31 protein-coding genes are annotated in these 26,304 nt (G+C 68.6%); 15 read left to right on the top strand and 16 right to left on the bottom strand.

Features of this window, described 5'->3' with window-relative positions; translation table 11 throughout:
- Window positions 1–37 precede the first annotated feature (37 nt).
- Both AB0H42_RS16835 and AB0H42_RS16840 read left to right on the top strand, forming a co-directional pair.
- Window positions 38–673, top strand: a complete 636-nt coding sequence (locus AB0H42_RS16835; protein ID WP_357056370.1) for a type 1 glutamine amidotransferase family protein — start codon at window positions 38–40, stop codon at window positions 671–673.
- Between the two features lie 12 nt (window positions 674–685).
- The gene (locus tag AB0H42_RS16840) at window positions 686–1,135 is read left to right on the top strand and encodes a MarR family transcriptional regulator (RefSeq protein WP_357056373.1); all 450 of its coding nucleotides are present in this window, start codon (window positions 686–688) and stop codon (window positions 1,133–1,135) included.
- Between the two features lie 22 nt (window positions 1,136–1,157).
- Here the strand turns inward: AB0H42_RS16840 and AB0H42_RS16845 are convergent, their stop codons facing one another.
- Together AB0H42_RS16845 and AB0H42_RS16850 are read right to left on the bottom strand one after the other, a co-directional pair.
- On the bottom strand, window positions 1,158–1,913 hold the full coding sequence (locus AB0H42_RS16845) for an SDR family oxidoreductase (protein WP_357056376.1): 756 nt from the start codon (window positions 1,911–1,913) through the stop codon (window positions 1,158–1,160).
- 242 nt (window positions 1,914–2,155) lie between these two features.
- Window positions 2,156–4,546, bottom strand: a complete 2,391-nt coding sequence (locus tag AB0H42_RS16850; protein ID WP_357056379.1) for a hypothetical protein — start codon at window positions 4,544–4,546, stop codon at window positions 2,156–2,158.
- A 452-nt stretch (window positions 4,547–4,998) separates the two neighbouring features.
- On the opposite strand from AB0H42_RS16850, the gene AB0H42_RS16855 reads away from it, so the two are divergent.
- Both AB0H42_RS16855 and AB0H42_RS16860 read left to right on the top strand, forming a co-directional pair.
- Window positions 4,999–6,729, top strand: coding sequence for a sodium:solute symporter family protein (locus tag AB0H42_RS16855; protein WP_357056382.1), 1,731 nt, complete (start codon window positions 4,999–5,001; stop codon window positions 6,727–6,729).
- A gap of 10 nt (window positions 6,730–6,739) precedes the next feature.
- Window positions 6,740–6,994, top strand: coding sequence for a hypothetical protein (locus tag AB0H42_RS16860; protein WP_357056385.1), 255 nt, complete (start codon window positions 6,740–6,742; stop codon window positions 6,992–6,994).
- Between the two features lie 239 nt (window positions 6,995–7,233).
- On the opposite strand, the gene AB0H42_RS16865 is transcribed toward AB0H42_RS16860, so the two are convergent.
- The 6 genes from AB0H42_RS16865 to AB0H42_RS16890 form a co-directional block, all read right to left on the bottom strand.
- On the bottom strand, window positions 7,234–7,734 hold the full coding sequence (locus tag AB0H42_RS16865; RefSeq protein WP_357056388.1) for a L,D-transpeptidase: 501 nt from the start codon (window positions 7,732–7,734) through the stop codon (window positions 7,234–7,236).
- A gap of 177 nt (window positions 7,735–7,911) precedes the next feature.
- Complete coding sequence (locus tag AB0H42_RS16870) at window positions 7,912–9,210, bottom strand: hypothetical protein (RefSeq protein ID WP_357056390.1); 1,299 nt, start codon at window positions 9,208–9,210, stop codon at window positions 7,912–7,914.
- On the bottom strand, window positions 9,207–9,431 hold the full coding sequence (locus tag AB0H42_RS16875) for a hypothetical protein (protein WP_063035918.1): 225 nt from the start codon (window positions 9,429–9,431) through the stop codon (window positions 9,207–9,209). Before AB0H42_RS16875 ends, AB0H42_RS16870 begins: the two co-directional genes overlap by 4 nt.
- Before the next feature lie 167 nt (window positions 9,432–9,598).
- Complete coding sequence (locus AB0H42_RS16880; protein ID WP_357056393.1) at window positions 9,599–10,618, bottom strand: alpha/beta fold hydrolase; 1,020 nt, start codon at window positions 10,616–10,618, stop codon at window positions 9,599–9,601.
- Window positions 10,615–11,262 (bottom strand): TetR/AcrR family transcriptional regulator, encoded by a 648-nt coding sequence (locus AB0H42_RS16885; RefSeq protein WP_357056396.1) that lies wholly within the window; start codon window positions 11,260–11,262, stop codon window positions 10,615–10,617. Before AB0H42_RS16885 ends, AB0H42_RS16880 begins: the two co-directional genes overlap by 4 nt.
- The gene (locus AB0H42_RS16890) at window positions 11,259–12,605 is read right to left on the bottom strand and encodes an NAD(P)-binding domain-containing protein (protein ID WP_357056398.1); all 1,347 of its coding nucleotides are present in this window, start codon (window positions 12,603–12,605) and stop codon (window positions 11,259–11,261) included. Before AB0H42_RS16890 ends, AB0H42_RS16885 begins: the two co-directional genes overlap by 4 nt.
- Window positions 12,606–12,780: 175 nt before the next feature.
- Here AB0H42_RS16890 and AB0H42_RS16895 point away from each other — a divergent pair, with 175 nt between their 5' ends.
- A complete protein-coding gene (locus AB0H42_RS16895; protein WP_357056401.1) occupies window positions 12,781–13,821 on the top strand; it encodes an NAD(P)-dependent alcohol dehydrogenase in 1,041 nt (346 codons plus the stop codon).
- A gap of 6 nt (window positions 13,822–13,827) precedes the next feature.
- Here the strand turns inward: AB0H42_RS16895 and AB0H42_RS16900 are convergent, their stop codons facing one another.
- Complete coding sequence (locus AB0H42_RS16900; protein ID WP_357056404.1) at window positions 13,828–14,307, bottom strand: nuclear transport factor 2 family protein; 480 nt, start codon at window positions 14,305–14,307, stop codon at window positions 13,828–13,830.
- Between the two features lie 178 nt (window positions 14,308–14,485).
- Between AB0H42_RS16900 and AB0H42_RS16905 the strand changes: the two genes are divergently transcribed.
- Window positions 14,486–15,025: a DUF664 domain-containing protein gene (locus AB0H42_RS16905; RefSeq protein ID WP_357056406.1), complete on the top strand. Its 540-nt coding sequence runs from the start codon at window positions 14,486–14,488 to the stop codon at window positions 15,023–15,025.
- Window positions 15,026–15,056: 31 nt separating this feature from the next.
- Here AB0H42_RS16905 and AB0H42_RS16910 read toward each other — a convergent pair whose 3' ends face one another.
- Window positions 15,057–15,875, bottom strand: coding sequence for an RNA polymerase sigma factor SigF (locus tag AB0H42_RS16910; protein ID WP_357056408.1), 819 nt, complete (start codon window positions 15,873–15,875; stop codon window positions 15,057–15,059).
- Entirely contained in the window at window positions 15,865–16,254 is a 390-nt protein-coding gene (locus tag AB0H42_RS16915; RefSeq protein WP_245713293.1) for an ATP-binding protein, read from the bottom strand. The genes AB0H42_RS16910 and AB0H42_RS16915 overlap by 11 nt, the downstream gene beginning before the upstream one ends.
- Before the next feature lie 49 nt (window positions 16,255–16,303).
- On the opposite strand from AB0H42_RS16915, the gene AB0H42_RS16920 reads away from it, so the two are divergent.
- Entirely contained in the window at window positions 16,304–16,426 is a 123-nt protein-coding gene (locus tag AB0H42_RS16920; RefSeq protein ID WP_357056411.1) for a hypothetical protein, read from the top strand.
- A 50-nt stretch (window positions 16,427–16,476) separates the two neighbouring features.
- On the opposite strand, the gene AB0H42_RS16925 is transcribed toward AB0H42_RS16920, so the two are convergent.
- Together AB0H42_RS16925 and AB0H42_RS16930 are read right to left on the bottom strand one after the other, a co-directional pair.
- Window positions 16,477–17,148, bottom strand: a complete 672-nt coding sequence (locus tag AB0H42_RS16925) for a PAS and ANTAR domain-containing protein (protein ID WP_357056413.1) — start codon at window positions 17,146–17,148, stop codon at window positions 16,477–16,479.
- A gap of 86 nt (window positions 17,149–17,234) precedes the next feature.
- A complete protein-coding gene (locus tag AB0H42_RS16930) occupies window positions 17,235–17,642 on the bottom strand; it encodes an STAS domain-containing protein (RefSeq protein WP_357056415.1) in 408 nt (135 codons plus the stop codon).
- Window positions 17,643–17,961: 319 nt separating this feature from the next.
- Here AB0H42_RS16930 and AB0H42_RS16935 point away from each other — a divergent pair, with 319 nt between their 5' ends.
- The 8 genes from AB0H42_RS16935 (at window position 17,962) to AB0H42_RS16970 (ending at window position 22,560) form a co-directional block, all read left to right on the top strand.
- On the top strand, window positions 17,962–18,570 hold the full coding sequence (locus AB0H42_RS16935; protein ID WP_357056418.1) for an NAD(P)H-dependent oxidoreductase: 609 nt from the start codon (window positions 17,962–17,964) through the stop codon (window positions 18,568–18,570).
- Between the two features lie 65 nt (window positions 18,571–18,635).
- Window positions 18,636–19,646: an iron-containing redox enzyme family protein gene (locus AB0H42_RS16940; RefSeq protein WP_357056421.1), complete on the top strand. Its 1,011-nt coding sequence runs from the start codon at window positions 18,636–18,638 to the stop codon at window positions 19,644–19,646.
- 5 nt (window positions 19,647–19,651) lie between these two features.
- On the top strand, window positions 19,652–20,302 hold the full coding sequence (locus AB0H42_RS16945) for a HemK2/MTQ2 family protein methyltransferase (RefSeq protein WP_357056424.1): 651 nt from the start codon (window positions 19,652–19,654) through the stop codon (window positions 20,300–20,302).
- On the top strand, window positions 20,283–20,645 hold the full coding sequence (locus AB0H42_RS16950; RefSeq protein WP_357056427.1) for a CDGSH iron-sulfur domain-containing protein: 363 nt from the start codon (window positions 20,283–20,285) through the stop codon (window positions 20,643–20,645). The genes AB0H42_RS16945 and AB0H42_RS16950 overlap by 20 nt, the downstream gene beginning before the upstream one ends.
- Before the next feature lie 5 nt (window positions 20,646–20,650).
- Window positions 20,651–20,884 carry a DUF6480 family protein gene (locus AB0H42_RS16955; protein WP_357056430.1) on the top strand — a complete coding sequence of 78 codons (234 nt, stop codon included), beginning with the start codon at window positions 20,651–20,653 and terminating at the stop codon, window positions 20,882–20,884.
- Between the two features lie 32 nt (window positions 20,885–20,916).
- Window positions 20,917–21,501: a hypothetical protein gene (locus AB0H42_RS16960; RefSeq protein ID WP_030521239.1), complete on the top strand. Its 585-nt coding sequence runs from the start codon at window positions 20,917–20,919 to the stop codon at window positions 21,499–21,501.
- Window positions 21,502–21,780 carry a BON domain-containing protein gene (locus tag AB0H42_RS16965; RefSeq protein WP_030521240.1) on the top strand — a complete coding sequence of 93 codons (279 nt, stop codon included), beginning with the start codon at window positions 21,502–21,504 and terminating at the stop codon, window positions 21,778–21,780. It abuts the gene before it with no gap.
- A gap of 24 nt (window positions 21,781–21,804) precedes the next feature.
- A complete protein-coding gene (locus tag AB0H42_RS16970; RefSeq protein WP_357056433.1) occupies window positions 21,805–22,560 on the top strand; it encodes a metallophosphoesterase in 756 nt (251 codons plus the stop codon).
- Window positions 22,561–22,569: 9 nt separating this feature from the next.
- Here the strand turns inward: AB0H42_RS16970 and AB0H42_RS16975 are convergent, their stop codons facing one another.
- The 3 genes from AB0H42_RS16975 to AB0H42_RS16985 all read right to left on the bottom strand — a co-directional run bounded on the left by AB0H42_RS16975 (window position 22,570) and on the right by AB0H42_RS16985 (window position 25,760).
- Window positions 22,570–22,998: a nuclear transport factor 2 family protein gene (locus tag AB0H42_RS16975; RefSeq protein WP_357056436.1), complete on the bottom strand. Its 429-nt coding sequence runs from the start codon at window positions 22,996–22,998 to the stop codon at window positions 22,570–22,572.
- Between the two features lie 310 nt (window positions 22,999–23,308).
- Complete coding sequence (locus AB0H42_RS16980) at window positions 23,309–24,673, bottom strand: hypothetical protein (protein ID WP_357056439.1); 1,365 nt, start codon at window positions 24,671–24,673, stop codon at window positions 23,309–23,311.
- A 208-nt stretch (window positions 24,674–24,881) separates the two neighbouring features.
- The gene (locus tag AB0H42_RS16985; protein WP_357056442.1) at window positions 24,882–25,760 is read right to left on the bottom strand and encodes an alpha/beta hydrolase; all 879 of its coding nucleotides are present in this window, start codon (window positions 25,758–25,760) and stop codon (window positions 24,882–24,884) included.
- Window positions 25,761–26,304: the final 544 nt, after the last annotated feature.

Here is a 26,304-nt window from a genome sequence, read left to right on the forward strand (position 1 = left end):
TATTGACAATATGATGTCGTATTGACAGGATGTTGTCATGACTCCGAAAATCGTGCACGTGGCCGTCTTCGACACTCTCGCCGACTGGGAAGTGGGCGCCGCCACCGCGCATATCAACAACGACGCCTGGCACCGCGAACCGGGCGCCTACCGCACCCGTACCGTCGGCGTGAGCACCGAGCCGGTCACCACGATGGGCGGCATGCGGATCGTGCCCGATATCGCGCTGGCCGAGCTCACCCCGGCCGACAGCGCCATGCTCATCCTGCCGGGCGCCACCGGCTGGGAGCTCGGCGAACTGGATCCCTTCGCTCAGAAGGCCCGCGAATTCGCCGCGGCCGGCGTCCCGGTCGCCGCGATCTGCGGCGCCACCTTCGGCCTCGCGCGGGCGGGCCTGCTCGACGATCGGCGGCACACCAGCAATATCGCCGAATTCCTGGCCGCCAGCGGGTATGCGGGCGGTGACCACTACATCGACGAACCAGCGGTCACCGACCGCGGGGTGATCACGGCGAATTCCACCGCGCCCTTCGAGTTCGCGCGCGAAGTGCTGGCCGCCCTGGAAATCTACGAACCCGAGGTGCTCGACGGCTGGTACCGCCTCTTCAGCGCGGGAGATCCGGCGGGTTACGCGGTCCTGGCGGAATACGAGGCGCGGCAGGCGGCGATCTGAGGTCGGCGTACCGTGCAGAATTCCGAACAGCAGCTGTTCAGCACGGCTGCCATCACCTCGTTCCGGCTCAACGGCCAATTTCTCGCGATCGCCGAGAACCTGGCCGGACCGGCCGGCCTCACCGCCGCCTGGTGGCAGGTGCTGGGTGCCGTGCTGCACGAACCGCTCCCGGTGGCCGGCATCGCCCGGGCGATGGGCGTCACCCGGCAGGGTGTGCAGCGGATCGCCGACCTGCTGGTGGAACGCGGCCTGGCGGAATACCGGCCGAATCCGGCGCACCGCCGCGCCAAACTGGTCGCGATCACCGCCGCCGGGCATGCCGCCGTGGCGCGGATCACGCCCCGGCACGCGGAGTTCGCCGCCCGGCTCACCGCCGAACTCGGTATCGAGCGCCTGACCGAGATCGTGGCCGCGCTCACCGACCTCTCCGCGGCCGTGGCAGTACTCGAGCTGCCGGAATGAGCCGGCCCGCGTACGGAACCGCTCAGATCCCGGCGAGCCGGCGCACGATGGACAGCGGCAGCACCTTCATCGCGTAGGCCAGCGGTACCCACGGCCACGCCGGGCAGTATGCCTTGAACCGCCGCTTCTCGATCGCCGACACCATGGAACGCACCCCGGTGCGCGTATCGACCAGGAAGGTGGGCGGATGTGCGGCTTTGTCGTTCATCTCCGAGGAGATATAGCCCGGGAAGATGATCGACACATCCACGCCGGGGACCCGTTCGGCCGCGATACCCTCGGCCAGCGCCGCCACCCCGGCCTTGCTCGCGGCATAGGCGGTCATCGTCTTGGGCATACCGCGGATCGCGGAGATCGACGAGATCACCACGAGATGACCGCCGCCCTGCGCGCGGAAAATCCGCATGGCCGCCTCCAGCTGGGCCATGGCGCCGAGGAAATTGGTCTGGACGGTCTGCCGGTTGGGGCGGTCGCCGCCCTTCCCGAACGGCACCCCCTTGCCGAGTCCGGCATTGACGATCACCCGGTCGATCCGGCCGAGATCGGCCGCGAAACCGTCGAAAACCTTCGGCACCGCATCGAAATCGGTGACATCCAGTTCGGCGACCCGCACCCGGGTCCCGGGATGCGCCGCGTCGATCTCTCGGGCCAACTCGTCGAGCCGCTCCATGCGCCGAGCGCACAGGGCCAGGTCGTAGCCGACAGCGGCGAACTGCCGCGCCATTTCGGCGCCCAGGCCCGAACTCGCGCCGGTGATGAGGATCGAACCTTTGACCACTGTGCTGCGTCTCCTGCGGTCGGGCCGGCACCGGTGCCGGGTGCGGCGTTGTTAGGCGGTGCCCCGAGCCTAACGGCTGCAGGAACGCCCACCCGTCGGTTCGGGCGCAGACAGGCGGCGCGGTGCACCAGGCGGCCGGACGCCGGGGCCCCTCGACACCATCGTCGACTGCGCCGGGATATCCCGGCCCGGCACCCTCGCCGACCTCTCCCTCGACGACTGGCCCGGCCGCTGGTACCGACTCAGCGTGCGGCCCGGATCCGTTGCGCGGCCGGTGCCACAAATGGGGTGAGGGCCTGTTCGATCTGCTGGTGCGAGGGCCGGCTGTACCGGCGTCCCGGCAGTCCGTCCTCGGGCGCGCCGGTGGCCGCACGACACGGATCCGGTTCCGCGGCAGCAGGGTTTGTGCCGAACTCGTCACCGGTGATCTCCATCGCGGCCAGCCGGCTACCGGTGCGGGCTTCGTACACGGTGAGGCGATAGACCGCCGTGAAGAGGTTGAGGGTCCGGCCCACCGGCTGCCCGGGTGCGGGCGGGTACTGGCAGGTGTGCACGAGGTCCCCACGCCGTTCCTGACCCGCACACGCGACGAGTTGCACCGCACCGGAATCGATCGGACGCCATACCGTGGAAGGCCCGAACGCCGTGTACTCGGCCAGTTCCCCGCCGAGATACACCGGGCTGGGGCCGGACGCCGAATACGGTGCGGCGGCGGAGTTCCCTTCACCGCCCGCGCACAGCGCACCGTATTCGGTGACATCGAACCGGGCGAAACCGGACGCCGCGAAAACCGTCGCCGTCACGGCCGCGAGCACCACCCCGGCCAACCCCAGTGCCGCCGGATACCGCAGGTCCCTTCCGCGGCGCGCGGGTTCGCCGTAGCCGCGCCCCTCCCAGGGCTCCCGCGGTGGCCGGGCAGCCGGGCGCGGACCGGCCGCCGCCCGCCGCGCTCGCGCCGGAATCTCTTGGAGCCCGGCGAGACCCCGCCGCACCGGCGCCGGGACACGGTCGCCGATCCGGTGGCCGCGATCGAACCCGGGGGCGGCCGCCGGATCGGCGAAATCCCGGCCGCCGTGCCCGGCCGAGCGGGACTCGACAGGGGCGGGGCCGTCCGGCTCGTGGTCCTCTTGCACACCGACGACTTCGCGCGCCACCGCCGGGTCCGGCACAGCCTGTTCCCCGGGCGCCGCCGCACTGCCGCCGAATCGGCCCGGAGGCGACGCGAATCCGGCCGAACGCTGCACCCGGCCGCTGTCCCCGGCGTGCAACCGGCGGCGTAGCGCCGAGCGAACCGGGGTACGGCCCGGACCTGCGCCGGAGTCGTTGACTTCCCCGCCCTCTCGTATCGGCCCCGCCTCCGGTACCGCGGGCTCGGGCATCGCGCTCCGGTACTCCGCCGTGGCGGCCGCCGGACCACCGTGCTCGGCCGTGGCAGCCGCCGAGCCACCGTGTTCGCCCGGTACCGGCGCCGAGCCGGTCTGCACCATCGGCTCCGGACCGGTCTCTCGATCCAGGATTCCGTGCCGCTGCCGCGGTTCCGCCGGCGCGCCACCGGATACACCGTCGCCCCGACCTCGGCCGGTGACGGTGCCCCTGACATCCGAGAATCTCCCAGCGGACTCTCGCGCCGCCGACGAGGCGACCGCCGCCGAGATCGCGGCCGGGCGTCCGAGACCATCCTCCGCCCCGGCATCCGTGCCGGGAACCCGTTGATCCGAGTCGGTCCGACCGCGGATCGGGATACTCGTGGCCCGCGTACCGGCCGAGCTCGCCGCATCGCTCTCCGGCCGGTACTCGTCTCCGATCGGCGGCTCCCCGGAATCAGCGGAGCCCTCGCCGGTTCCCCGGATGACGTCGCCACGCTCCGGATACGTACCCGGTGCGGGCGGGGCGTCCGAATGCCGGATCGGCGGGGCGGAGCGGTGACCCTGTTCCGCGGACGCACCCCGCGGCGAAGCCACGAAGTCTCCGGTGACGCCTCGTGCTCGGAGCAGGGCGGACGCCGCGGATATCGCCGCGACAGAGCGCGGTGCGCCCGAGGCCACCGGCTCCGACGATCCGCCCGCCGCGGCCCGGATACCGGCGGCGCTGCCGGGCGCGAAGAAGAACCCCTCCTCGTCGAGTGCGTCCGGATCGGGCAGATACCGTGCTGCTCCCAAGATTTCGAAGGCCCGCGCGAGGTCCTCGCCGCGCCAGCGCCCCGGTCCGGTGGCCGCACGCTCGAAATACTCCGCCAACCCCGCGGATCGCCCGATCCGGACCAGAACGGTCTCGATACCGTCCTCCGGCGGAGGCGGCGTCCAGCTGATCCGGGAGCCGGTCTTGGGGATCAGCACCACGAGAACATCGATATGTTCGGACAGTCCGTGCCGCCGGAAGAGCGCGGCCAGCTCGTTGCGCACTTTGCGCCCGCGCAGTATCGGATTCGGCGTGGCCTTCCCGGTGCGCAGATCCGCGACGCCGTCACCGATCTGCCAGCGCCCGGTGGGCCCGGTGGTGAGCACCCCGTGCTGGACCGAACCGAAATCGGCCAGTACCACCAGCGTGCAGGCGTACGGTGTCCAGACCAGCAGGTCGGTGTCCGGCGCGGCCCGGCGGCGCGAACGCGGTTGCGGCGAGCCGAGCAGTGCCACACCGCCTATCCGCTCGGCGCCCGGGCCCCAATCGGATATGAGTCGCCGGACAAAACGTTGAACGCCCGACAATTCGGTGCTCTGCACGCGTATAATCACGGCAACCCCTACTTCGGTGACCACGAAACCCGCGCACACCACAGCGGCGCCAGAGACATCTGAAATTCCCTGGCGCACAGTGCGATTGGATGCGCCGCCGTCCATGGTAGCAACACCCGGGACGGCGCACGAGAGTCCTGCGCCCGCACCACTGTGCTCGCGGTCGGGCGAAGACCGGCCACCGGGACTCGTAGCCACGAACACGCCCGATTCCGCCGGACAGCACCCGGACGGCCGTCCAGCGCGGTACGTTTTATCCACCAGAGCCGGTCTGGTAGTGCGGCCAGCCATCGGTAGTAGCGATGACGCGAGCTGCGCGCGGTTGTCCGGGACCGCTTCGAGGAGAACGTCGTATGTCGCAGCACGAGCTATCCCACGAGGTCGTTTCATTGTTCGCGGAAGGCGAGGTACTGCGGCTCGACGCCCAGCCCGTCGACTACGCGATCGTCGCCCTCTATTTCGTCTTCGTCCTCGGTATCGGGCTACTCGCCCGGCAACGGGTGTCGTCGAGTATGGACTTCTTCCTCTCCGGCCGGTCCTTACCGGCCTGGGTCACCGGGCTCGCGTTCATCTCGGCCAACCTCGGCGCGGTAGAGATCATGGGCATGTCGGCCAACGGCGCCGAATACGGTTTCCCCGCCTTCCACTACTTCTGGATCGGCGCCGTCCCGGCCATGCTCTTCCTGGGTGTGGTGATGATGCCGTTCTACTACGGCTCCAAGGTGCGCAGCGTGCCGGAGTTCATGCGCCGCCGCTTCGGCACCGGCGCGCATCTGGTGAACGCACTCAGTTTCGCGGTGGCCCAGGTCCTCATCGCCGGGGTCAACCTCTATCTGCTCGGCACCATCCTCAATGTCCTGCTGGGCTGGCCGCTGTGGGTCGCGGTGATCGCGGCGGCGATCATCGTGCTCTCCTACATCACCCTGGGCGGATTGTCGGCGGCGATCTACAACGAGGTGCTGCAGTTCTTCGTCATCGTGGCCGCCCTGCTCCCACTCACCCTGATCGGCCTGCACCGGGTCGGCGGCTGGGACGGATTGCAGGACAAAGTTGCCGCTTCCCCCGGCGGCCCCGAACAGCTGGACTCCTGGCCGGGTAACGCGCTGTCGGGCTTCGCCAACGATTTCCTGTCCATCCTCGGCATCGTGTTCGGCCTCGGATTCGTACTCTCGTTCGGGTACTGGACCACCAACTTCGTCGAAGTGCAGCGCGCCCTGGCCACCCATTCCATCGCCGCCGCGCGCCGCACCCCGATCATCGGCGCGTACCCGAAGATCCTCATTCCGCTGATCGTCATCATCCCCGGCATGATCAGCGCGGTGCTGGTCCCGCAGATGGCCCAGTACAAAGCGGCGGTCACCGCGAACCCGGATGTGGAAAGCGACGTCACCTACAACCAGGCGCTGCTCTACCTGATGAAGGACGTGCTGCCCAACGGTTTGCTCGGGGTGGGCCTGGCCGGTCTGCTGGCCGCGTTCATGGCCGGTATGGCGGCCAACGTCTCGGCGTTCAACACGGTGTTCAGTATCGACCTGTGGCAGCAGTACGTGGTCAAGGACAAACCCGACGGCTACTACCTGCGGGTGGGCCGGCTGGCCACGGTGGGCGCCACCATCGCCGCCATCTTCACCGCGTTCATCGCCGGCGGGTTCAGCAACATCATGGACTACCTGCAGACGCTGTTCAGTTTCTTCAACGCGCCCCTGTTCGCCACCTTCATTCTGGGCATGTTCTGGAAACGCATGACGCCCACGGCCGGTTGGACCGGTCTGGTGGCGGGTACCACGGTGGCGGTGACCATCTTCGTGCTGAACAAGATGGAGGTGTTCTCGCTCTCGGGCCAGGGCGTCAGCTTCGTCGCCGCCGGCGCGGCCTTCGTGGTGGATATCCTGGTCAGCGTGGCCGTGACGCTGGTGACCGCGCCGAAACCGGCCGCCGAGCTGGTCGGACTGGTCTACTCGGAGACACCGCGCGAGCTGCGCACGGACCCCGAGGCCGCCACCCTGCCCTGGTATCAGCGCCCGGTCCTGCTGGCGGGTATCGCGCTGGCGCTCGTGATCGTCCTCAATATCGTCACCGGATAGGACAACTATCGTGCTCTTCGATATCCGCACCATTGTGGGCAGCCTGCTCGGCCTCTACGGCATCATCCTGGTGATCACCGGACTCGTTCACGACACAGTCGACGAGGAGGCCAAGACCGGCGGTATCAATGTGAACCTGTGGGCCGGCCTGGGCCTGGTGGTGGTCGCCGCGGCCTTCGTGACCTGGGCGCTATTGCGCCCGGTGGCGGTCGACCGGCCCGACCGGGAATCGGCGGAGGACAGCACCGCGGCCGGCGCCGACTGATCCGGCGGACGCCGGGCAACCCGGAGAGCCCGTCCGCTGCGGAGCGGGCGGGCTGTTACGCGGATCGGCGGCAGCTCAGTCCGGCAGACCCAGCGCGAAACCGATCGCGATGAGCACACAACTGATGACGGCGACAGCCACGATGATCCACATGGGGGAAAGCGTACGAAACCGGACGCGCGACCCGGGTACCGGGTCGCCGGTCCGGGCACCACGGCCCGGACCGGCTCAGCCGGCAATCAGGGTACGACCTCTACCACATCACCCGGGTTCAGGTAGTGGTAGACCGCGACGGCACCGGGTTCGGTCAGCCGGATGCACCCGTGCGATTTGTGTTCCACCGGCCCGATGTGGAACGCGATATCGCCGTTGAAGAAGACCGCGTAGTGCATCGGGGCGTTGTGCATGGTGCTCCAGTGGTACAGCTCCTTGAACGCCACGTGGAAGACACCGGGCGGGGTCTCGTAGCCCTGCATACCGTGCGACATCGGCGTCGGCCCGTAGACGACGTCGCCGTCGTCCATCAACCAGACCTCGTTGCTGGACAGCCGCAGGCAGGCCCGGGCCGCCGGTGAGCAGGGCGCCTGGGCCGGGATGACGGCCGGTGCACCGGGCACATCCGGCCCGTTCGGCCAGAGTGGATCGGCCAGCGCGGGCGCTGTGGGCGCCAGCGCGGCCGCCGCGATACCGGCGAGTACAGCCGTACGGCATATCCGATGGAGGAACTGTCCGTTGCTCATCTCGTGCCGACCTCTTTTCGTCGATTTGCCGCCGCATCCGGCGAGGGATAGCAAATTCCGAGCGAAATCAGAGACCTACACGAAGGTAACCGAATATGCCGGGCCGTGGGTAACAATCACCGTAGACGCGCCGAAACCAGGCGCGGTCCGGCGATTGCCCCAGCAACCCTCACTCACTCAGGCGACGCTCCAGCTATCGGGTGTCGAGCCGCGTCGCCGCCCACGTCGCCGACGCTGGTAGAACACCTCCTCCACCGATATGTTGGGCACTTCCTCGACGATCCCGGCCAGTCGCGCGTCCAGCCGGAGCTCGGCGATCCGCCGATGCAGCCCGGCACGCCGTTCCCCCGCCAACCCCGCCCAGATCGCGCCGATCCGGCGTTGCGAGGGGTGATCGGCGAGGGCCACCAGCCTGAGCAGTTCCGGCCAGAGGTCGTCGGCGTTGGCTATCTCCGGCAGCTCGGCGATCCGTTCCACCGGCATCCGCACCAGCAGGCCGACGATATAGCGCTGAACATCGGGATGGCTGCGTTCGGCCAGCAGCAGCAGACCCCGCCACGGCCCGGGGTAGAACGCGATGACCAGGGATTCGACGATCGCGGTGAGCGCGGCGGTATTGGCGAAGATCGGGTTCATCGCCATCCGCTGCAGAGCCGGGTGGCCGAGCTTCGAGACGAAGGTCATCAGTTCCGGCGCCGCGCCCTTCTGGATGACGTGGGCGGCGAGTTTGCCCAGCGCTTCCGGACTGGCGATCGCGAGCAGGATATCCCCGATCTCGGACACCACGTCGCGGGAAGCCCGCGACATCACCGAGATCGCCGCCTCCTTCAATTCCGGCGAACCGGCCAGCACCGTTTCCATCATTCGCGGAATCCGTTTCGACCGGCCGTCCAGCAACTGGCGCAGTATATTGCTGATCGCGGGCGCGGAGTACGCGTAGGCGGCGGAGAAGATGATGCCCTCGTCGTCGAGCGTCCCGTGTTCGACCGCCTCGACGAATTTCGGTTTGGCATACTCGAGAAACGGCCCGACGGTGATGTGGTCCTTACGGCGCAGGACCTCGTTCACGATGGCGACCAACGGCTCGGAGGCCATGATGTCGCCCAGTTCGCCGAGTGCCTTGGGATCCACGTACGGGGTACAGTCCGCGGCATACTCCGTTTTGAGCATGGTGAGCGTCTCGGCGGCCGCATCAGGGTATTCGACGCCGACCGCTCCGGCCGCGCGGCCGGTCATCATGGGCGGCACGATCCGCTGGACCAGGGGCAGGGACACCGTGAGCGGGATGATCGGGATCAGGCGCCCGATCCGTTTGAACATGTCGCCGTGGTATTCGAAAATGCGGCCCGACATCCGCTGCTCGAGTTCGTGCAGATGTTCGGCGCCCAGTCGTTCGAGGTAGGCGATACGTTCGACAGGCACGTGTAGCGTGCGCGCGAGCAGGATCATCTGCGCGCGAGTGACCAGATCGCTCATCCTTCGAGTTTGTCCCCGAACATGATCCGGCGGGTGATCGTCCGGAACGGCGGGGGGAAGAACCGGATCATTCCGTTGACAGCTTCGATGAGCAGGTCCTTCTCCTGCTGCTGGGCACTGCGGAACAATCCGAGCAGATCCTCGATCTCGGAGTCGGAGAGCATTTCCGACGCGGCAGTGGGTCCGTTCAGTTCGCGGACGAGTTCGGTTTTGGCACTCATTCTGCTCCTGTGTATCGATCAGGGGCCGGCAGCCGCGACAACCACCGCCGACACCGGGTATTACCCGCCCGACGATATGCCGAATCGTCGTGAACGTAAGGGCATTCACAACTGGTGTTATCTGCCTGCAATTTGTGCTGTGGCACACCGCCGGGGTGCCGCGAACGCTACCGCAGGCCGGTCCCCGGCCCGGCGGGCCGATCGTCGGATGCGGCCGCCGCCGCCAGATGCCGGCGCAGGAACAGCAGCTGGTGGGCCACGGCGGACTCGAAGAACGGATTGCCCGGCCAGATACCGAAGTGGTCGCAGGGGTAATGGCGTACCTCGGCCCGTGCCGCGAACGCCGCCCGTGCCGCGGCGTGCGGCGGTGCGCCGCGATCGAAATCGGCGATCTGCACGAGGACGGGCAGGTTCAGCCCGGCAGCCGCCCGCGCGGGCCGATACCCGGGGAGCTGCCACAGCACACCCGCGTCGATCTCATTGCGCCAGGTGGGTCCGGCGAGGGCGGTGTAGGAGTCGTAGTAGCCGTCCGACGTCAGCGCGGCGAGCTCCCCGGGCCGGCCGACGAGCGGGATGAGCCCGGAACTGCCGAACGCCGCGGCCAGCCCGGCCCGGGCACCGCCGGCCGTTCCCCGCAGTACTCCCGCGATACCGCTCTCCCGCGCCGCCAGGACTCCCGCCGCCCGGCCGTCTACCAGCGGAGTGACCGAGACGATCGCCGCGAGGGCGGCCCGGACGGCGGTCGAGTCGGCAGGTGTGGCGCTCGCGGCGGCACCGGCGGCGAATACGTGACCGCCGGACAGCGACACGCCCCACAGCACTACCCGGCGTGGGTCCACGCCCGGTAGTTGCGCGGCGGCCAGCACCGCGGCCCGGTAGTCGGCCAGCTGCTCCGACATCCGCACCCGCTGGCGCGGCCGTCCGCCACTCGCGCCGAAACAGCGGAAGTCGAAGGCGAGGACGTCGATCCCGGCCGCGGCGTAGGCCCGCGCGAACGGTTCGAGTCCGGAATCCTTGGTCCCGCCGAAACCGTGCGCCATGACCGCGACCGGGCGACCGGACGGGCCGTCGAACTCGGCGGACGTGGCGGGGAAATGCCAGGCGTGACAGTCCGCGCCGCCGGAGCGGAAGGTCAGGGTGGCCGCCACGGTGGTATCGGCCGGGCCCGGGGTATCGCGCAGAGTCATGAATCGTTCCTCGCTGTGAGGGGTGCGGCGGGACCGGTGCCGTAGATCGACCGCAGCCAGACGGTGACCACCGACTCGATGTAGCGTTCCCGGTCCAGTTCCACATCGAAGGTCAATCGTTCGAGCAGGCGCTCGTTGAGCAGGAGCAGCACATCGGCGACAGCGGTGGCGTCACCGCCGGCCGGGGCGCGACCGGCGGCGCGTTCGGCGTCGATCATGGCCGCGATGGACGGGATGAAGGCCTGGCGGTCGGACTCCCACAGCTCGCGCACGCCCGGGGCATTACGCGCGGCCAGCACCGCGCCGTAGAGATGGCGGTGGCGATCCCAGAACTCGACGAGTCCGCGGATGGCCCGCTCGATACGCTCGGCCGGTGCTCCCGGGCCGACGAGAATATCGTTGAGCGCGAAGACTTCCTCGTAGGTTTCCTCCAGCGCGGCCGCCACGGCCGCGGCCTTGTTCTCGAAATAGAAGTAGAAGGCGGATCTGGTGAGCCCGGCACGCCGGGAGATCTCGGCGATATTGACGGTTTCGAGCTGCCCACCGTTATCGCGCAACAGCTCGTCGAGGGCCGCCAGCAGTGCGCTGCGCCGCCGATCGCCGCGTTGCGGGGCCCGGCGGTCGGTGCGCGACCGCGTGGTCATCCTGCCCGGCCCAGCGGAACCGGACCCCGCGCCCGGGCCCGGCGCAGGCCGGCGGGTAGTTCGGTGAGCCGCACGTCCCGTTCGTAGACGAAGTAGTCCAGCTGCTGGGTATGCCGGGGCCGGTCCACCACATGACCGGTGAACCGCTGCCGATCGGTTTCGATGACCCGGTGCATCATCGCCACCGGCGGCGGGCGGTAGTGTCCGGCCGCGTATGCGGCCACCAGCCGCGCCTGGCATTCGACGAACGGGAACAGCGTGGGAAACGGCTGCGCGAACCCCACGAAGGCGAGATCGTCGATACCTGGTTTGAATATGCGCTTGTACAGGGAGATCCGATTGCCCGGAGCGCTGAGGAATTCCGGGTCGAAGAACGGGAAGGTGATGTTGTAGCCGGTGCAGTAGATGATGACGTCGAAATCCTTCGCCGTCCCGTCCTCGAAATGCACCGTGGCACCGTCCAACCGGCTCACATCGGGTTTGGCGACCACATCACCGGAGCCGAGCCGCAGCGGCAGTTCCACCGATTGGGTGGGATGGGCCTCGAAGAATTTGTGGTTCGGCGCGGGCAGACCGTATTTCACCGGATCGCCGGAGACGAGCGGCGTGAAGATCTGGGTGATCTTGCGCTGCCAGGACAGCGGCACATAGGGCACGGTGCGGAAATAGCGGTCGGCCGGCGTACCGGCGAAATACTTGGGCACCACCCACGCGCTCGACCGGGTCGACAGCCACACCTCGTTCTCCGTACTGCGCGAGGACAACTCGACCGCGATATCGGCGGCACTGTTACCGATACCGACGATCAGGATGCGCTTGCCGTACAGATCCAGCGGGGTACGCGGATCGATATAGGAGTGGGAGTGGATGGATTCTCCGGTGAACTCACCGGGGAAGTCCGGGAAACGCGGATCCCAGTGGTGCCCGTTGGCGACCACGAGCAGATCGAACCGGCGGGTGTCACCGGCCCCGGTCTCGATATCCCAGCCGCCGCCCGCGGCCGGGCGGGCGTGCTCGACGGCGGTGCCGAATTCGATGGCGCGCTTCAGGTCGAAGGCCGCGGCATAGCCCTCCAGGTACTCCTTGATGAGGGTGTGGTGCGGGAAGTCGGGGTAGGACTCCGGCATCGGATAGTCCCGGAAGGAGAGCTGGTACTTCGAGGTGTCGATATGCAGCGAGCGGTATGCGCTGGAGTGTCCGTTCGGATTGCCGAACGCCCAGTTTCCGCCGATGCGGTCGGAGGCTTCGAAGCAGGTGTACGGAACACCGTAGTCGCCCAGCATCTTTCCGGTGGTCAAACCGCTGATACCCGCTCCGATGACGGCGACGGTGGGTTCGGGCATACGACCTCCTCGAGCACAACGCCGGCGCAGTGGCCGACGCGCCGGGTGATACCGGTCACAGGGACCCTAGGCACGAATTTGACAGGTGTCAATAAAAATCAACTCTTGTCAGCCCGCCGCGCAGCGGCCTAGTTTGTGAGGCACGCCATAGTCGGCCGGAGCGGGAGGACACCCCATGAGAGCGCTGCAACTCACCGAACCCGGCACCCTGGAGATACGTGAGGTCCCGACCCCTGAACCGGGTCCGGGCGAGCTGCTGATCCGGGTGGGCGCCTCCGGGATCTGCCACTCCGACCTGCATGTCCTCCATCTCCCCTTCAAGGTTCGTGCGGACCCGCTGACCCTCGGCCACGAGATCGCCGGCACCATCGCCGCGGTCGGCGAACAGGTGGCCGGGCGGACGACCGGCGAACGCGGTGTGGTGTATCTGTGCTGGTCGTGTGGGCACTGCGCGGAGTGCGCGAGCGGTAACGAGAATGTGTGCCGGGCGGCCGGGCGGGTCGCCATGCCGCCCTGTCCCGGACTCGGACCCGACGGCGGTATGGCCGAGTACGTGGCCGTTCCGGCCAACTCCTTCGTACCCATCGGCGATATGGACTTCGTCGCCGCGGCACCGCTGGCCGACGCCGCGCTCACCAGCTACCACGCCATCCGCGGCGCCCGCGATCAGCTCTACCCCGGGGCCACGGCGGTGGTGATCGGAGCCGGCGGGCTCGGCCATGTCGGCATCCAGATCCTGCGGGCGATCACCCCGGTGCGGGTGATCGCGGTGGACACCGATCCGGACAAACTCGAGCTGGCGGCGGAATGCGGCGCGCACGAGGGCCTCGCGGCCGACGCGGACACCGCGGCCCGGATCCTCGCCATGACCGGCGGCCGCGGCGCGGAAGCGGTATTCGACTTCGTCGGCGTGGACGCGACGGCGAAGCTCTCGGTCGAATCGGTCGGGCCCAACGGGGCCTACCGGATGATCGGGTTGGGCGAGGGCGATCCCGGTATCACCGCGGGCCCCGCGGGCGGCCCGGGGCTGCCGTGGGGCGCGACGGTGCGCAAATCCTACGGCGGCACCAAACGCGATCTCATCGACAGTATCGCGCTGGCCCGGGAAGGCCGGATCGCCGCGCGCACCCGGCAGTTCCCGCTCGAGGAGGGCGCGCACGCCTACGAACTGCTCGAACAGGGCAGGATCCGGGGCCGCGCGGTCCTGGTGCCCTGACCGGGCTCAGTTCGTGCCGGTCGCCCACATATTGCTGAGCAACGTATGGCTGGGGGTATCGGCCAGCGACTGCGAGGATTCGTAGATCCGCACGTAGGATGTGGCGTGGATACGCCAGATCCCGTCGGCGCCGCGCCGATAACGATCGGTGTAGTACCCGGCGCCGCGGATCAGCACACCGAAATCCGTGGCCAGCACCGTGTCCTCGAACAGCCAGCTACCGGTCGCGGTGTCGCCGTCGACGGTGATCTCCGGATGATTGGCCACATGGGTGGTGACGATGCCGGGGCCCATGTTCTCGCGCATGAACCCGACCACCGCGTCGCGTCCGTCGAGGGTGAGCTCCTTGCCCATGGCGTGGGTGCCGTAGCGGGCTTCGATCTCCGGATCCAGCGTGGCGGCGAAATCGTCCCACTGCTTCAGATCCAGAGTGCGGAAGTACCGATACTTGAGGCCGCGGAGAAGTTCGAGTGCCTGCAGATCCATGGAGTCACCATGGCACGGCGACCCGAGCGCGGCAAGAACATGTTCTACTTTCTCGCCACGCCGGCCTCCCGTTTGCGCGGCCCGGATCGTGGTACTGCGCCGATACCGGACGACAGCTCGCGGTACCCGGCCCGCCGCGCCGGCGTTGCCGCGCTATCCAGTAGCGACGGAGACAGCAATGAACAGTGCCGATCTACTCACCGATGCCTTCGATCGAATCCGCGAGGTGGTCCACGAAGCGGTGGACGGACTCGACGAGCAGGCCCTGACGCACCGTCTCGATCCGGCGGCCAATTCCATCGCGTGGCTGGTCTGGCATCTCACGCGGGTACAGGACGAGCACCTGGCGGAATTGCAGGGCACCGAATCGCTGTGGACGGGCCGCGGCTGGTTCGAGCGCTTCGACCTGCCGATCGACCGGGACGCCACCGGGTACGGCGACACTCCCGCCGAGGTGGCGCTGATCAGCGCCCCGCCCGAACTGCTCACCGGATACCACGACGCCGTGCACACGCGCACGGCCCGGTTCGTGGCCGCGCTGGACGACCGGGACCTCGACGCGATCGTGGATACGAACTGGGATCCGCCGGTCACCATGGGCGTACGCCTGGTCAGTGTGATCGCCGACGACCTCCAGCACGCGGGCCAGGCCGCTTTCGTCCGCGGCCTCCTCTCCCGCGCTCCCGCCGGCCGGACGGATCCGGCGGCAACCCACTGATCCGCTCCGGCCACCGGGCCGGGCGCGCCGGTCAGTCGCGCAGCGCCTGCTCCCGCAGCCAGCCGAGAGTGCGCGAGAGTATCCGCGAGATGTGCATCTGTGACACTCCCAGTTCCTCCGCGATCTGCGACTGGGTGCGGGATTCGAAGAACCGCATCCGCAGCACTTGGCGCTCCCGCTCGGACAACTCGTCGAGCAGGGGTTCGATCGCCAGATAGTCCTCCAGCCAGCCGTAGGACGGCTCATCGGCACCCAGCGATTCCACCAGCGGCAATGCCGAACTGTCGCCGTCATCCCCCGTGGCGGGCGCGTCCAGCGAGGACGCCTGGTAGGCGTTACCGGCGATGAGGGCCTGGGTCACCTCCACCACATCGATCTCGAGTTCGGCGGCGATCTCCTTGGCCCGCGGCACCCGCCCCAGCCGCTGCGCGAGGATCTCGATGGTGGGGCCCAGGTTGAGCTGCAGTTCCTTCACTCGCCGCGGCACCCGGACCGACCAGGTGTTGTCGCGGAAATGCCGGCGGACCTCGCCCATGATGGTCGGGACGGCGAAGGACAGGAACGACGAACCACGCGAGACGTCGAAGCGGTCCACCGCGTTCACCAGGCCCAGCCGGGCCACCTGGAGCAGATCGTCGTAGTTCTCACCGCGCCCGGAGAACTTCCGGGCGATGTGCTCGGCCAGCGGCAGACACCGTCGCATGATCTCCACGCGCAGCTCCGCACGGGCAGGGTCGCCCTCGGCGAGGGCGACCGCTTTGCCGAACAACGGCTCGATATTGTCGTAACTGTCATGGCCGCGGTGGCGGCGCGAAGGCCCGGGGTCCGCCCGTATACCTTCACGCGCCATCGGCGCCTCCTCGGAACCAGCTGAACTCGACATCGGTCGGGTAACCACCACTCGCCACGTCGTAGGGATGCTGTTCCACGCTGACCGAGCGGGTCAGCGTCCGCACGATATGCCAGCCGAATCCCTCCTGATCGCGGAGCGAGTCGACCTCCGAGATCGAGGTTACGCGCACTGTCATGCGATGCTCGTCGTAATCGAAATCGCAGGTCAGACTCGAATCGGGAACAGCTGCCGCAATCAACGACGTAGCCACCTCATCGAGGGCGAGCCGGATATCGGTCACCTCGTCCAGACCGAAATCGGCGATCAGCGATACGGTCTCGGCCAGCGCGCGCAACATCACCAGCTGCTCCTGCCGGGCCGGAATCCGAACGCCCACCGTCGTATCCGCCGATGTCGTATACACGGAATCGGAGACACTCTCCCCCATGCGCATCACCACCTCGTTCCTACCGCCCGCGCCCCGGCGGGCGGGGGGCGCCCGCCGGGCCCCGTCGGTGCCCGTGACCGTCGGTGACGCCGCGGTTCTCTTTCCTCGGATGTCGGCCTGATTGTCACATGCGCGCATACCCCGGCCGGAATCGCCGAAACCCCGCCCAGTTCACGTGCGGTCGATCCGCTCGTGGACGGTCAGCAGCAGATGATCGAATTCGGTGCGCAGTGCAGGCGCGGCGTAGTTCACCGTGGGCAGCTCGGCGACCAACCGCGCGGCCAGCTCCCGGAGTTTGGTGTTGGTCTCCTGGGAGCGCCAGATCAGCACCCGGAACGCCTGGTCGGCGCTGAGCCCGTACACCACCATCAACGCGCCCTTGGCCTGCTCGATCACCGCTCGTGCCGCGTAAAGGCCCGGCAGCGTGTCCTGCAAAGCCTCCTCCCGCTCCTCGGCCAAAGTTTCGGTGAGGTCGATGTAGTAGCCCGCGGAACCGATCACGGCACCCTGTTCGTCGGTCATCACATCGGCCACCACGATGACGTGCTTGGTCTCCCCGGCGAGGTCGACGATGCGGTGCCTGCTGCAGAACGGTGCCCCCTCGGCCACCGATTTCGCGAGAGCGTTCGCCACCTGGGCGCGGTCGTCGGGATGCTTGTGGCCGAGCAGCAGCTCGGTGCTGGGCATCATCGGCGCCGACGGGTAACCGTGCATCTCGGCGACGGCTTCCGACCACTCCCAGCGTTGGTCGGCGAACCAGAACCGGAAGGCGCCCGCACACTGCGAAACGCTCCCGATCGAGTCCAGTAATCCTTCGGCGACAACGCCGTCTTCTCGCGACACGGCTCGAGTATCGACCGCTCCCGCCCGGAAAGCGACCGCCCCGGCCGCTCGAGCGGCCGGGGCGGGGAGTGAGCGCGGGCTGTGGGTCAGCTCGTGAGCGCGCTGTTCAGACTCGGGAAAAACTGGAACTGCGGCCGCACACCGGCGACCTCGAGTGCCCGCTCCACTTCCTTCCGGCCGCTGACCACCCGCAGTTCGACCCCGGCCCGCCACGCGGCGGCCTTGGCTTCGGCGAGGATGACGGCCGCGCGAATGCTCATGAAGGTGGTGGCGCGCAGGTCCAGCACCACGGCGCGGCACAGACCGCCCCGGCACCGTTCGAGCAGGGCGCGCAGTTCTTCGTGTAGTACGGCATCCAACTCGCCTTCGACGCGGGCGATCACGCATTCGGGGTGCTCGGTGCTGCGTCGCGACCACATACGGCCGGTGGTCACCGGTCGCGGGTCGCGCTTGCGTTGCTGATCGACCTGGCACCGGGCGGTGGTAACCGACATATCAATCCCATCCCTTGCTGGTGGGGATTTCCGGTTGGCGTACGCGCTACGGGCGGATATCGGAACGGGAGCCGGTCCCGCTCATCGAGCCCGGGCACCGAGAGATACGCGGTACCGGGATCGGCTGCATGTTTTCAACCTGTCGACTATTTTGGCACGGTCGGCCGGCGGTGTACACCGCCGTCGGCCCGGGCATATCCGGTCGCCGGCGCCGCCGCGCGGCCGGATGGAGATGTTTATCCCCCGTGCCACCGGCTATTGCGCACAGGCACAGGGCCGGATCGGACCGGTCGACCGAACAGGGGCGGAGGTTTCCGGAATGGCTTCTCTGACCGCGGTGGCACTGGTGTGCTCGCTGAAGAGCTCGCCTGCCGAATCCAGTAGCGATCTGCTGGCCCGGCAGGTGCTCGACGAACTCGCGAAGCACGATGTGACGGGCGAAGTGATCCGGGTCGTCGACCACGATATCCGTCCGGGCGTCAGCGCCGACGAGGGCGACGGCGACGAATGGCCCGCGGTCCGGGCCCGCGTCACCGGTGCGGACATTCTGCTCTTCGCGACCCCGACCTGGGTGGGCCATATGTCGTCGGTGGCGCAGCGCGTGCTGGAAAGACTGGATGCCGAGCTGTCGGAAACCGACGACGCGGGGCGGCCCGCCATGTTCGGCAAGGTCGCGCTGACGGCGGTGGTCGGCAACGAGGACGGCGCCCACAAGATCACCGCCGACCTGTTCCAGGGCCTGAACGATATCGGCTACACCCTGCCCGCGCAGGGCGGCACCTACTGGAACGGTGCGGCCATGAGCGGCGTCGACTATCTGGATCTGGACGAGGTCCCCCGCGCGGTCGCCTCCACCAACGCGACTGCCGCCCGGAATGCGGCGCATCTCGCCCGAGCACTGCGCGGAGCGCCCTATCCGGCCGAGTAACGCGCAGCGCGTCCCGCTGCCCTCCCAGGGATTCGAAGTTCGATGATGCCTGCGAAAGGCGAACCATGGTCGAAACACTCACCCCGCGCGAAACCGCCGTCGGCGCGCCCCCGATCCCCGTGGCCCGCGGCCCGCTGTCGGCGGCCGTGCTGACGCTGCTGCGGGACCCACCCGGACGGCCGGTACCCGAGGTCCCCGACGATCTCGATCCTTACGGTGACGATTTCCAGCTGACCCTGCATACCTGCTATGAGCTGCACTATCAGGGCTTCCGTGGCGTGGACGCCGATTGGGAGTGGGATCCGGGACTGTTGCGGATGCGCGCGGAACTCGAGCGCCGGTTCCTCGCCACCCTGCGCGCCGAGGTGCCCGGAGGTGCCGATGTCACCGCGGAACTGGATCGATTGCTCACCGTGCCCGTGGCCGGCGGTGTCCCGGGCCGGCTCCGCGACGACGGTTCCTGGTGGGAGATGCGCGAGTATTTCGTCCAGCGCTCGATCTACCACCACAAGGAGGCCGATCCGGTCGCCTGGGTGATCCCCCGCCTGCGCGGCCGGGCGAAGGCCGGATTGGTGGCGATCGAGTTCGACGAGTTCGGCGGCGGCCACGGGGATCGCATTCACGCCCGGCTCTACGCCGATCTGCTGCGCGGCGCGGGTCTGGCCGACGGCTACCTGCACTATCTGGACATCGTCCCCGCCTCCATGCTCGCCCTGGTCGACATGATGTCGCTGTTCGGCCTGCATCGTTCGCTGCGGGGCGCGGTGGTGGGCCATTTCGCGGCGGTGGAGATCACCTCCTCACCGGCCTCGAAACTGATGGTCGAGGCGCTGCGGCGGTTCTCCGCCCACCCGGACTGCGTCCGGTTCTACAGCGAGCACGTGACCGCCGACGCCGTCCACGAACAGGTCGTGCGCCGCGAGGTACTCGACGACCTGCTGGCCCGCGAGCCCGGACTGGCCGAGTCGGTGGTCTTCGGAATCCAGGCGACCGATCTGCTCGAGGACCGGTGCGCGGACCAGATGCTCGACCGCTGGCGCGCGGGCGAGAGCTCGCTGCGGACGACGGCGCGGTGAGTCCGGTGTTCGTCAGTGTTCCCGGCGTCTACCGTCCCCAGCCGGATACCCGGCTACTCGCCCGGGCGATGACCGACGCGGCCCTGCCGCGCGGCGCGCAGGTACTCGACGCGTGCACCGGAACCGGTGCGCTGGCGATCCACGCTGCCCGGTCGGGGGCGGGGGCCGTCACCGCGGTGGACCTGTCGCGCGCCGCGCTCGCTTCGGCCTGGTTCAACAGCCGGCTGTACGGGGTGCGGCTGGAGCTGCTGTGCGGAGACGTCACCCGGGTGGTGGAGGGCCGCACATTCGACGTGGTGGTCGCCAATCCACCGTATGTACCCAGCGAAACCCATCCGCCCGAGGACGGCCCCGCGCGCGCCTGGGACGCCGGCTGGCACGGCCGCCATCTGCTGGACCCCTTGTGCGAGATGATGCCGCAGTCGCTCGCCATCGGCGGTACCGCGCTGATCGTGCACTCCGCGGTCTCGGGTATCGCCGCCACGCTCACCCGGTTGCGTGCGGGTGGACTGAAGGCGACGGTGGTGGCCCGCACCGTCATCCCGTTCGGGCCGGTGATGCGCAGCCGGGTGGAGTGGCTGCGGGAACGCGGCCTGATCCAGCCCGAACAAGAGCACGAGGAACTGGTGGTGATCCGTGCCGACCGAACCCGCTGACGCACCGGCCGGTCCCGACGAGTTGCTCGCCGCGATCCGCCACGCCGACCCCGCCGCCGCGGACGACGAGGCGGCGGCGGACGGCGCCTCCGGCCCCCGGCCCGAACCGGCCCCCGTCCCATCGGACGCGGCGAATCCGGTACGCCGGATCACCTTCACCGCCGAAGGTCCGGCTCTGGTCGAGGGCCCGCTGGAGGTGATCACCCCGGACGGTGACCACCTGCTCGCCGACCGCTTCCTGGTCGCGCTGTGTACCTGCAAACGTTCCGGGAGCTACCCGCTGTGCGATACGAGCCATCGCCGCCGGGCCCGGCGCTCCGCAAATGATCGAGAAGGGAGGTAGAGGGTATGGCGTCCATGGATCCCGACCCCGCCGAAACCCCTGATCTGGAACCGGGCGGCGGAGTCCCCCCGGGCTCCACACCGCCCGATACTCCGCAGACCTCCGGGTTGTCGGCGGAGGAGCCGGCCACGCGGCATCACTTCCCCCCGACCGGAATCCTGGCGGTGGTACTGGCAATCGCCCTGGTCGCCGTGTTCGTGGTGGTGGCGGTGGGCCTGGTGATCACAATCGTGAGCTGATTGGCGGTGCCGTTTCCGGGTAGCCGCCCCGCATGGCTCCGACCCATCAGCAGTTGCTGCATGCGCTGACGCGAGCCGCGAATGCGCTGACGCACCACGACGTCCCCTTCGCCGTGGCGGGTGGTTGCGCGGTCTACGCCCGGGGCGGACCACCCTCGGACCACGATGTCGATCTCTTCGTCAAACCCGCCGACAGCGGCCGGGCGCGCAGCGAACTGGCCCGGGCGGGCCTGCGTATCGCCGACGCGGCCGAGGATTGGCTCACCAAGGCCTACGACGGGGACACCCTCATCGACATCATCCACCGGCCCAACAACCGCGAGGTCGACGACGCCCTGCTGGCCCGGGCGGAGATCATGCGGGTCGGGCCGACGATGGCGCCGGTGGTGCACGGCACCGATCTGCTGGTCGACAAACTGCTGGTCTTCGACGCCCATCGGCTGGACCTGAGCCCGCTCTTGCGTATCTCCCGCGATCTGCGCGAACAGGTGGACTGGCCGTCGGTGCGCGCCCAGACCGAACATTCGCCCTACGCGCGGGCGTTCCTCGGGTTGATCGACGATCTCGGCATCGCCGACACCCGGACCGATGATCGAACCTCAGGAAAGGCCGGATAGATGTCGGAAACCCAGAACCGTCCGCCCGGCCGGCCACCGGAGTACCTGGCCGCCGAACTACACCGGGCGTTGACCGAGGATCCGCGCTGCGCCGAACAGGGTGTGCGGGTGCGGATCCGGGGCGATGTGGTGGTACTCGACGGCGAAGTGGGTACCGCGGAGCGGCGTCGCCGACTCGAGGACGTGGTGCACGAGATCGCCCCGGACGCACAGATCCACAACGACGTACACGTGACCGCGACGCCCGGACCGGGCGAATGCGAGGACCTCGGTGACTGACACCGGGCGGAAGGGAGTGCACCGATGCGGATCGCCGCTGTGGGGGATGTCCATCTGGGGACCGATTCGCGGGGCCTGATGCGTCCCGCGCTACGCGGCCTACCGGACCACGCCGATGTTCTGCTGTTGGCCGGTGATCTGACCAATCACGGGACCCTGCCCGAAGCCGAGGTGGTGGCCACGGAATTCGCCGATGTCGGCGTCCCGGTCATCGCGGTCCTCGGCAACCACGATTATCACAGCGATCTCTCCGACGAGATCACCGAGATGCTGGCCGCGGCCGGGATTACGGTCCTGGAGGGCAGCGCCACCACGGTCACGATCGGCGATCGCACGCTGGGCGTCGCGGGAACGAAGGGCTTCGGCGGCGGGTTCGCCGGGAAATGCGCCAGCGTGTTCGGCGAACACCTGATGCGCGAGTTCGCCGGGCACACCGTGGAGTTGGCCACCCGGCTCGATACCGCGCTGGCCGAGCTGGACACCGATGTCACGGCGGTCCTCACCCACTACTCCCCCGTCAGCGACACCCTGCACGGTGAACCGCGGGAGATCTACCCGTTTCTGGGTTCCTACCTGCTCGGTGAGCCCATCGACACCCACCGGGCGGATCTGGCGCTGCACGGGCACGCCCACGCCGGGTGCGAACGCGGCACCACACCCGGCGGTATCCGCGTCCGCAATGTCGCCCAACCGGTTATCCGCTCGGCCTTCGCGGTATACGAACTGCATCCGCGGCAGACGCGCGTGCGCGAGCGCAGCGAAACCGCGTTGACCGGATGACCGGGCCGCCTACTGCGCGAACGCGGCCTCGATACCGTCGAACCAGGCCGCTTCCTCGAGCAGCCGGGTGCTGCGCCAGCCGTCGGAAGTCCGGATCAGATCGTGGTTGTACCAGCCGCCGCAGGTGAACTGTTTGCCCGGGGACACGATCATCGGGTTGAAGAACATCGCCCGCACCTTCGCGGTGTCGCCGTCGAGGTCGACCGCGATATTGGAGATGAAATGCTGGGTGCGGGAGAACAGGTTCAGCTGTTCGGTCAGCCGGGCCACCACGGTGTCGAGATCGCCGACCGGGCCACCGGCCGTGCTGTAGTCGATCTGCGCATCGGCAGTGAACACTGTGCGGTACAGCGCCCAGTCCTTGCTGTCGACGGCGGTGGCGTAGCGGGTGAGCAGATCGGTGATCTCGAGCCGATCGGCGAGGGTCGCTGAATCCATCCCTCCATACAACCGCACCGCCACGGTGTCCGGGCGGGTTCTGCCTCAGCGGCCGCGAAGACGCCATCGGCGCGGGGCGGGGCCGGGCGATATCCAGGCGCCGGGCCACGGGAGTGTTTACCCGGTCGGCCTGCTTCCGCCATTCCCGGACGACCGCGTCGACCGGCGCGACCGGCACCTGCGGCCCGGTGGGCATCCGCAACCGGTCGACGATGCGCCGGTTGGGCTCGGCACCGTCTCCACCACGGTCACGCTGCGCTCCGGCAGCGGCGCCGGCGGTGACCCGTGCCACCACGGGTCACCGCCGGGCTCAGGCCCCGTTGGTTGTGGTGCTGCGGGCGCGGCCGGAACGGGCGCGGCGGCGCTCCGCCTGGAGGTCGGCGAGCTCCTGCTCGAGGATATCGGCGACCCGGAACTGTCCGGTGTCGTAGCCGTCCGAGGAGCGGACGACGTCGAGGAACTCGTCGGTCTCCTTGTCCCCGGACATCTTGCCCTTGCTCTCCCCGGAACCGTTCTTGGCGCCGTCGGAGGAACCCTTCAACCCCGAGAGTTTCTTGGGTTTGGTCACCGGAAGTTTGTCGGTGGTATCGGCGGTTTTCGGCGTGGCCGAGTCCCCTTCGAACAGGGGCGAATTGGCGGCCATCTCATCGAGCAGCGAACTGGTCCGCCCGATCAACCCGGAAGTGACCTCCGCCAGATCCCCCGACCGGCGTTTTCCCGTATCACCGCCCTTGCCGTCCGGCCGGAAGGCCGAACCACTCGATGCGGAACCCGCTGTCTTCGTACCGCCCGGCTCCAGCGCAGCCGGTTTCGGCTCGGACTGGACCGCCGGGAGTTCGGTCGCCAGCTTCGCGTGATCGAGGCGCAGGCTCACCCGGGGCAGGCTGTTGCGGATCTGATCCGCGGGGTCGGGCAGCACCCGGACCTGTTCGGTGGCCCGCAGGATCGCCATACCGTAGCGACTGCTCGCCGCGTCGTGGATGAGCAGCGCGACACCGATCATCACCGGGGCGACCGCGTGCACGGCGGCGTCGTACCATTCACCGACTCTCAGATAGGGGTAGGTGTTCAGTCCGACGGTCAGCGCGAGCAGCGCGATCTCGGCGGCGGCCACCTGTTTCCGGTTGTTGATCACCCCCCACTCGGCGACCTTGTTGGTGCCGATCATGATGATGATCAGACAGACACTGATCATCGCTTCCAGCAGATAGCTGAACCAGAACAGCGGATCGGACGCACCGGTGGGGGCGATGTTCTGCTGCACGTTGACGGCCGACCAGAGCATCCCCGCACCGACCACCCCGGCCAGCGCACGCAACGACCAGGATCGATGCCGGTACAGCGACGCGAGTTTGGCGTGCGGGCTGGACTCCCGGCGCTGAGCGGCGATGGCTTTACGGGCGAGCAAGAGGTCGCGCATATCCGCCTTCTCGATCTGCTCGGTGGTCTGCCTGGCCCGATCGTTGGCCGAGGCGACCGCTTGGATCTCCTTCCAGCGCTGCCCGCGCTCCTGTTCGCGGATGCGCTCGGCGAGATCACGTTCGGCGCGTAGCTCCGTTTCCGACAGTGCCTCGGTGAGGGCGGGGTCGAACTGGTAGGCCAGCCGGCCCCGGGCGTGTTCGACGCGCTGAGCCAGTTGCGTGACATCGTCCTCGAGTGGCGGTTCGACAGTCATTACGGCTCCCGCCTCGGGTGATTCGATGGCAGACAAGTAGTCACGCCCGGGTACGGTACCGGCCTTTGCTCCGCGATGCATCGTCACGGTCGAATCAACCGAATTCCGTGGGCGTTCACAGGCTGTTCACGAGTTCCCCGGGCGGCCCGGTGTTTCCGCGTCCGCGGGCGCCGCGTCACGCCCCGGCGACGGCTTCCGGAACGATCGCTCACAGGTCGTCCAGGGTGGTCAGGACCGCTTTCACCACGGGACGCGCCTCGGGGACCGGAGCGAGCGGATACACATGGAAGAGGCCGCGTTCGGCGATGAGACGCACGCGCGCGCCGGCGCGTTCGGCGAACGCGCGCGCGTCGGGGTACAGGATGTCGTGCGTACCGACGAAGAGATTCGTTTCCGGTAGCCCGTCCACCGGACCGTTGATCGGGCTGAGCTCCGGCAGCCCGAGATCGTCCCCGCCGGCCCAGACGCGTCCCGCCTCGAGCAGACCGGGGCGCGCCAGCCACGGGTCGTCCGCCTGCACCCGGTCGATCTCCGGTGCGGACAAGCGCATATCGAGACACGGCGCGAACAGGATCAGCCGCGCCGGGCCGGGCAGTCCGGCGTCCGGCAGTGCCTGGGCGAGCAGCAGCGCCAGGGTGCCACCGGCGGAATCTCCGGCGAGTACCACCCGCCCGGGCTCCACCGCACCGATCACCTCCCGATACACCGCGAGCAGATACGGCCGCGCCGACCGGTAGGTGTACCGCGGCGCCAGCGGATAGATCGGCACCTCGACCCGGTGCCCGGCCGTGACGAGCCGATCGATGAACCGCCAATGCCACCAGCTGATCTCCCGGAAGAAGCTACCGCCGTGCAGATAGAGCACGACTTTCCCGGATTCCGGCGCCGTCCGGGGCGTCACGCGGTAGCAGGGGAAGCCGTCGACGAGGCGGTTTTCGACCCGGTGCCGGCGCCGCAGCCGCCGCGGCGGGGTGTGGGGGCCGGCGGGTTCGGCCATGGCGACCCGGGCCTTCTCCGCGGTCGCCATACCGCGTTGGCGGGTGAGCCGCAGGAACACCGACAGCGCCCGGGCGCGGCGACTGACCATGAATGTCTCCCTCTGTATCCGCCCCGGGACGGAACCGGACCCGCCCGGCTTCCCGGAGCATATTCCGATGCGTCCACCGGCGCGGGCGCGCTACCTTCGTCGGATGTGCGACGACAGGTCGTACCGGTACCGGACGCACTACGGCTGCCCCGCGTGCCGGATATCGCAGAAACGCCGGAGTCGGCGGCCCGGGACAGATCCGCGTTCGGCCGTGCGGTACGGTTGCCCGCGTTGTGGATTAGAAATGTATTGTGCCGGACCGGACTTCGCCATATCCGGATGGAACGACCGCGCTACGCGGTCGGTGGTCGCGGCAGTCGTGAGCGCCGGTAAGCGATACGACGGCTACGGCCGGAAACGGAAGTTCCGTCCACGCACCCGCGCCGCACTCCGGGCCCGCCGCGGATACGCAGCGCGGCACGAGCTACCACTGGCCGACACCCTCTCCCGGCGCGACCGCTGGCGCGCATCCCCGCGGTAGTGGCCGGACCTACGGCACCGGCCGGAAACTCCGGTGCTCACCCGCCGTGGCGGCGGGTGAGCA

The sequence above is a fragment of the Nocardia sp. NPDC050799 genome (assembly GCF_040654015.1).
GTDB lineage: Bacteria > Actinomycetota > Actinomycetes > Mycobacteriales > Mycobacteriaceae > Nocardia.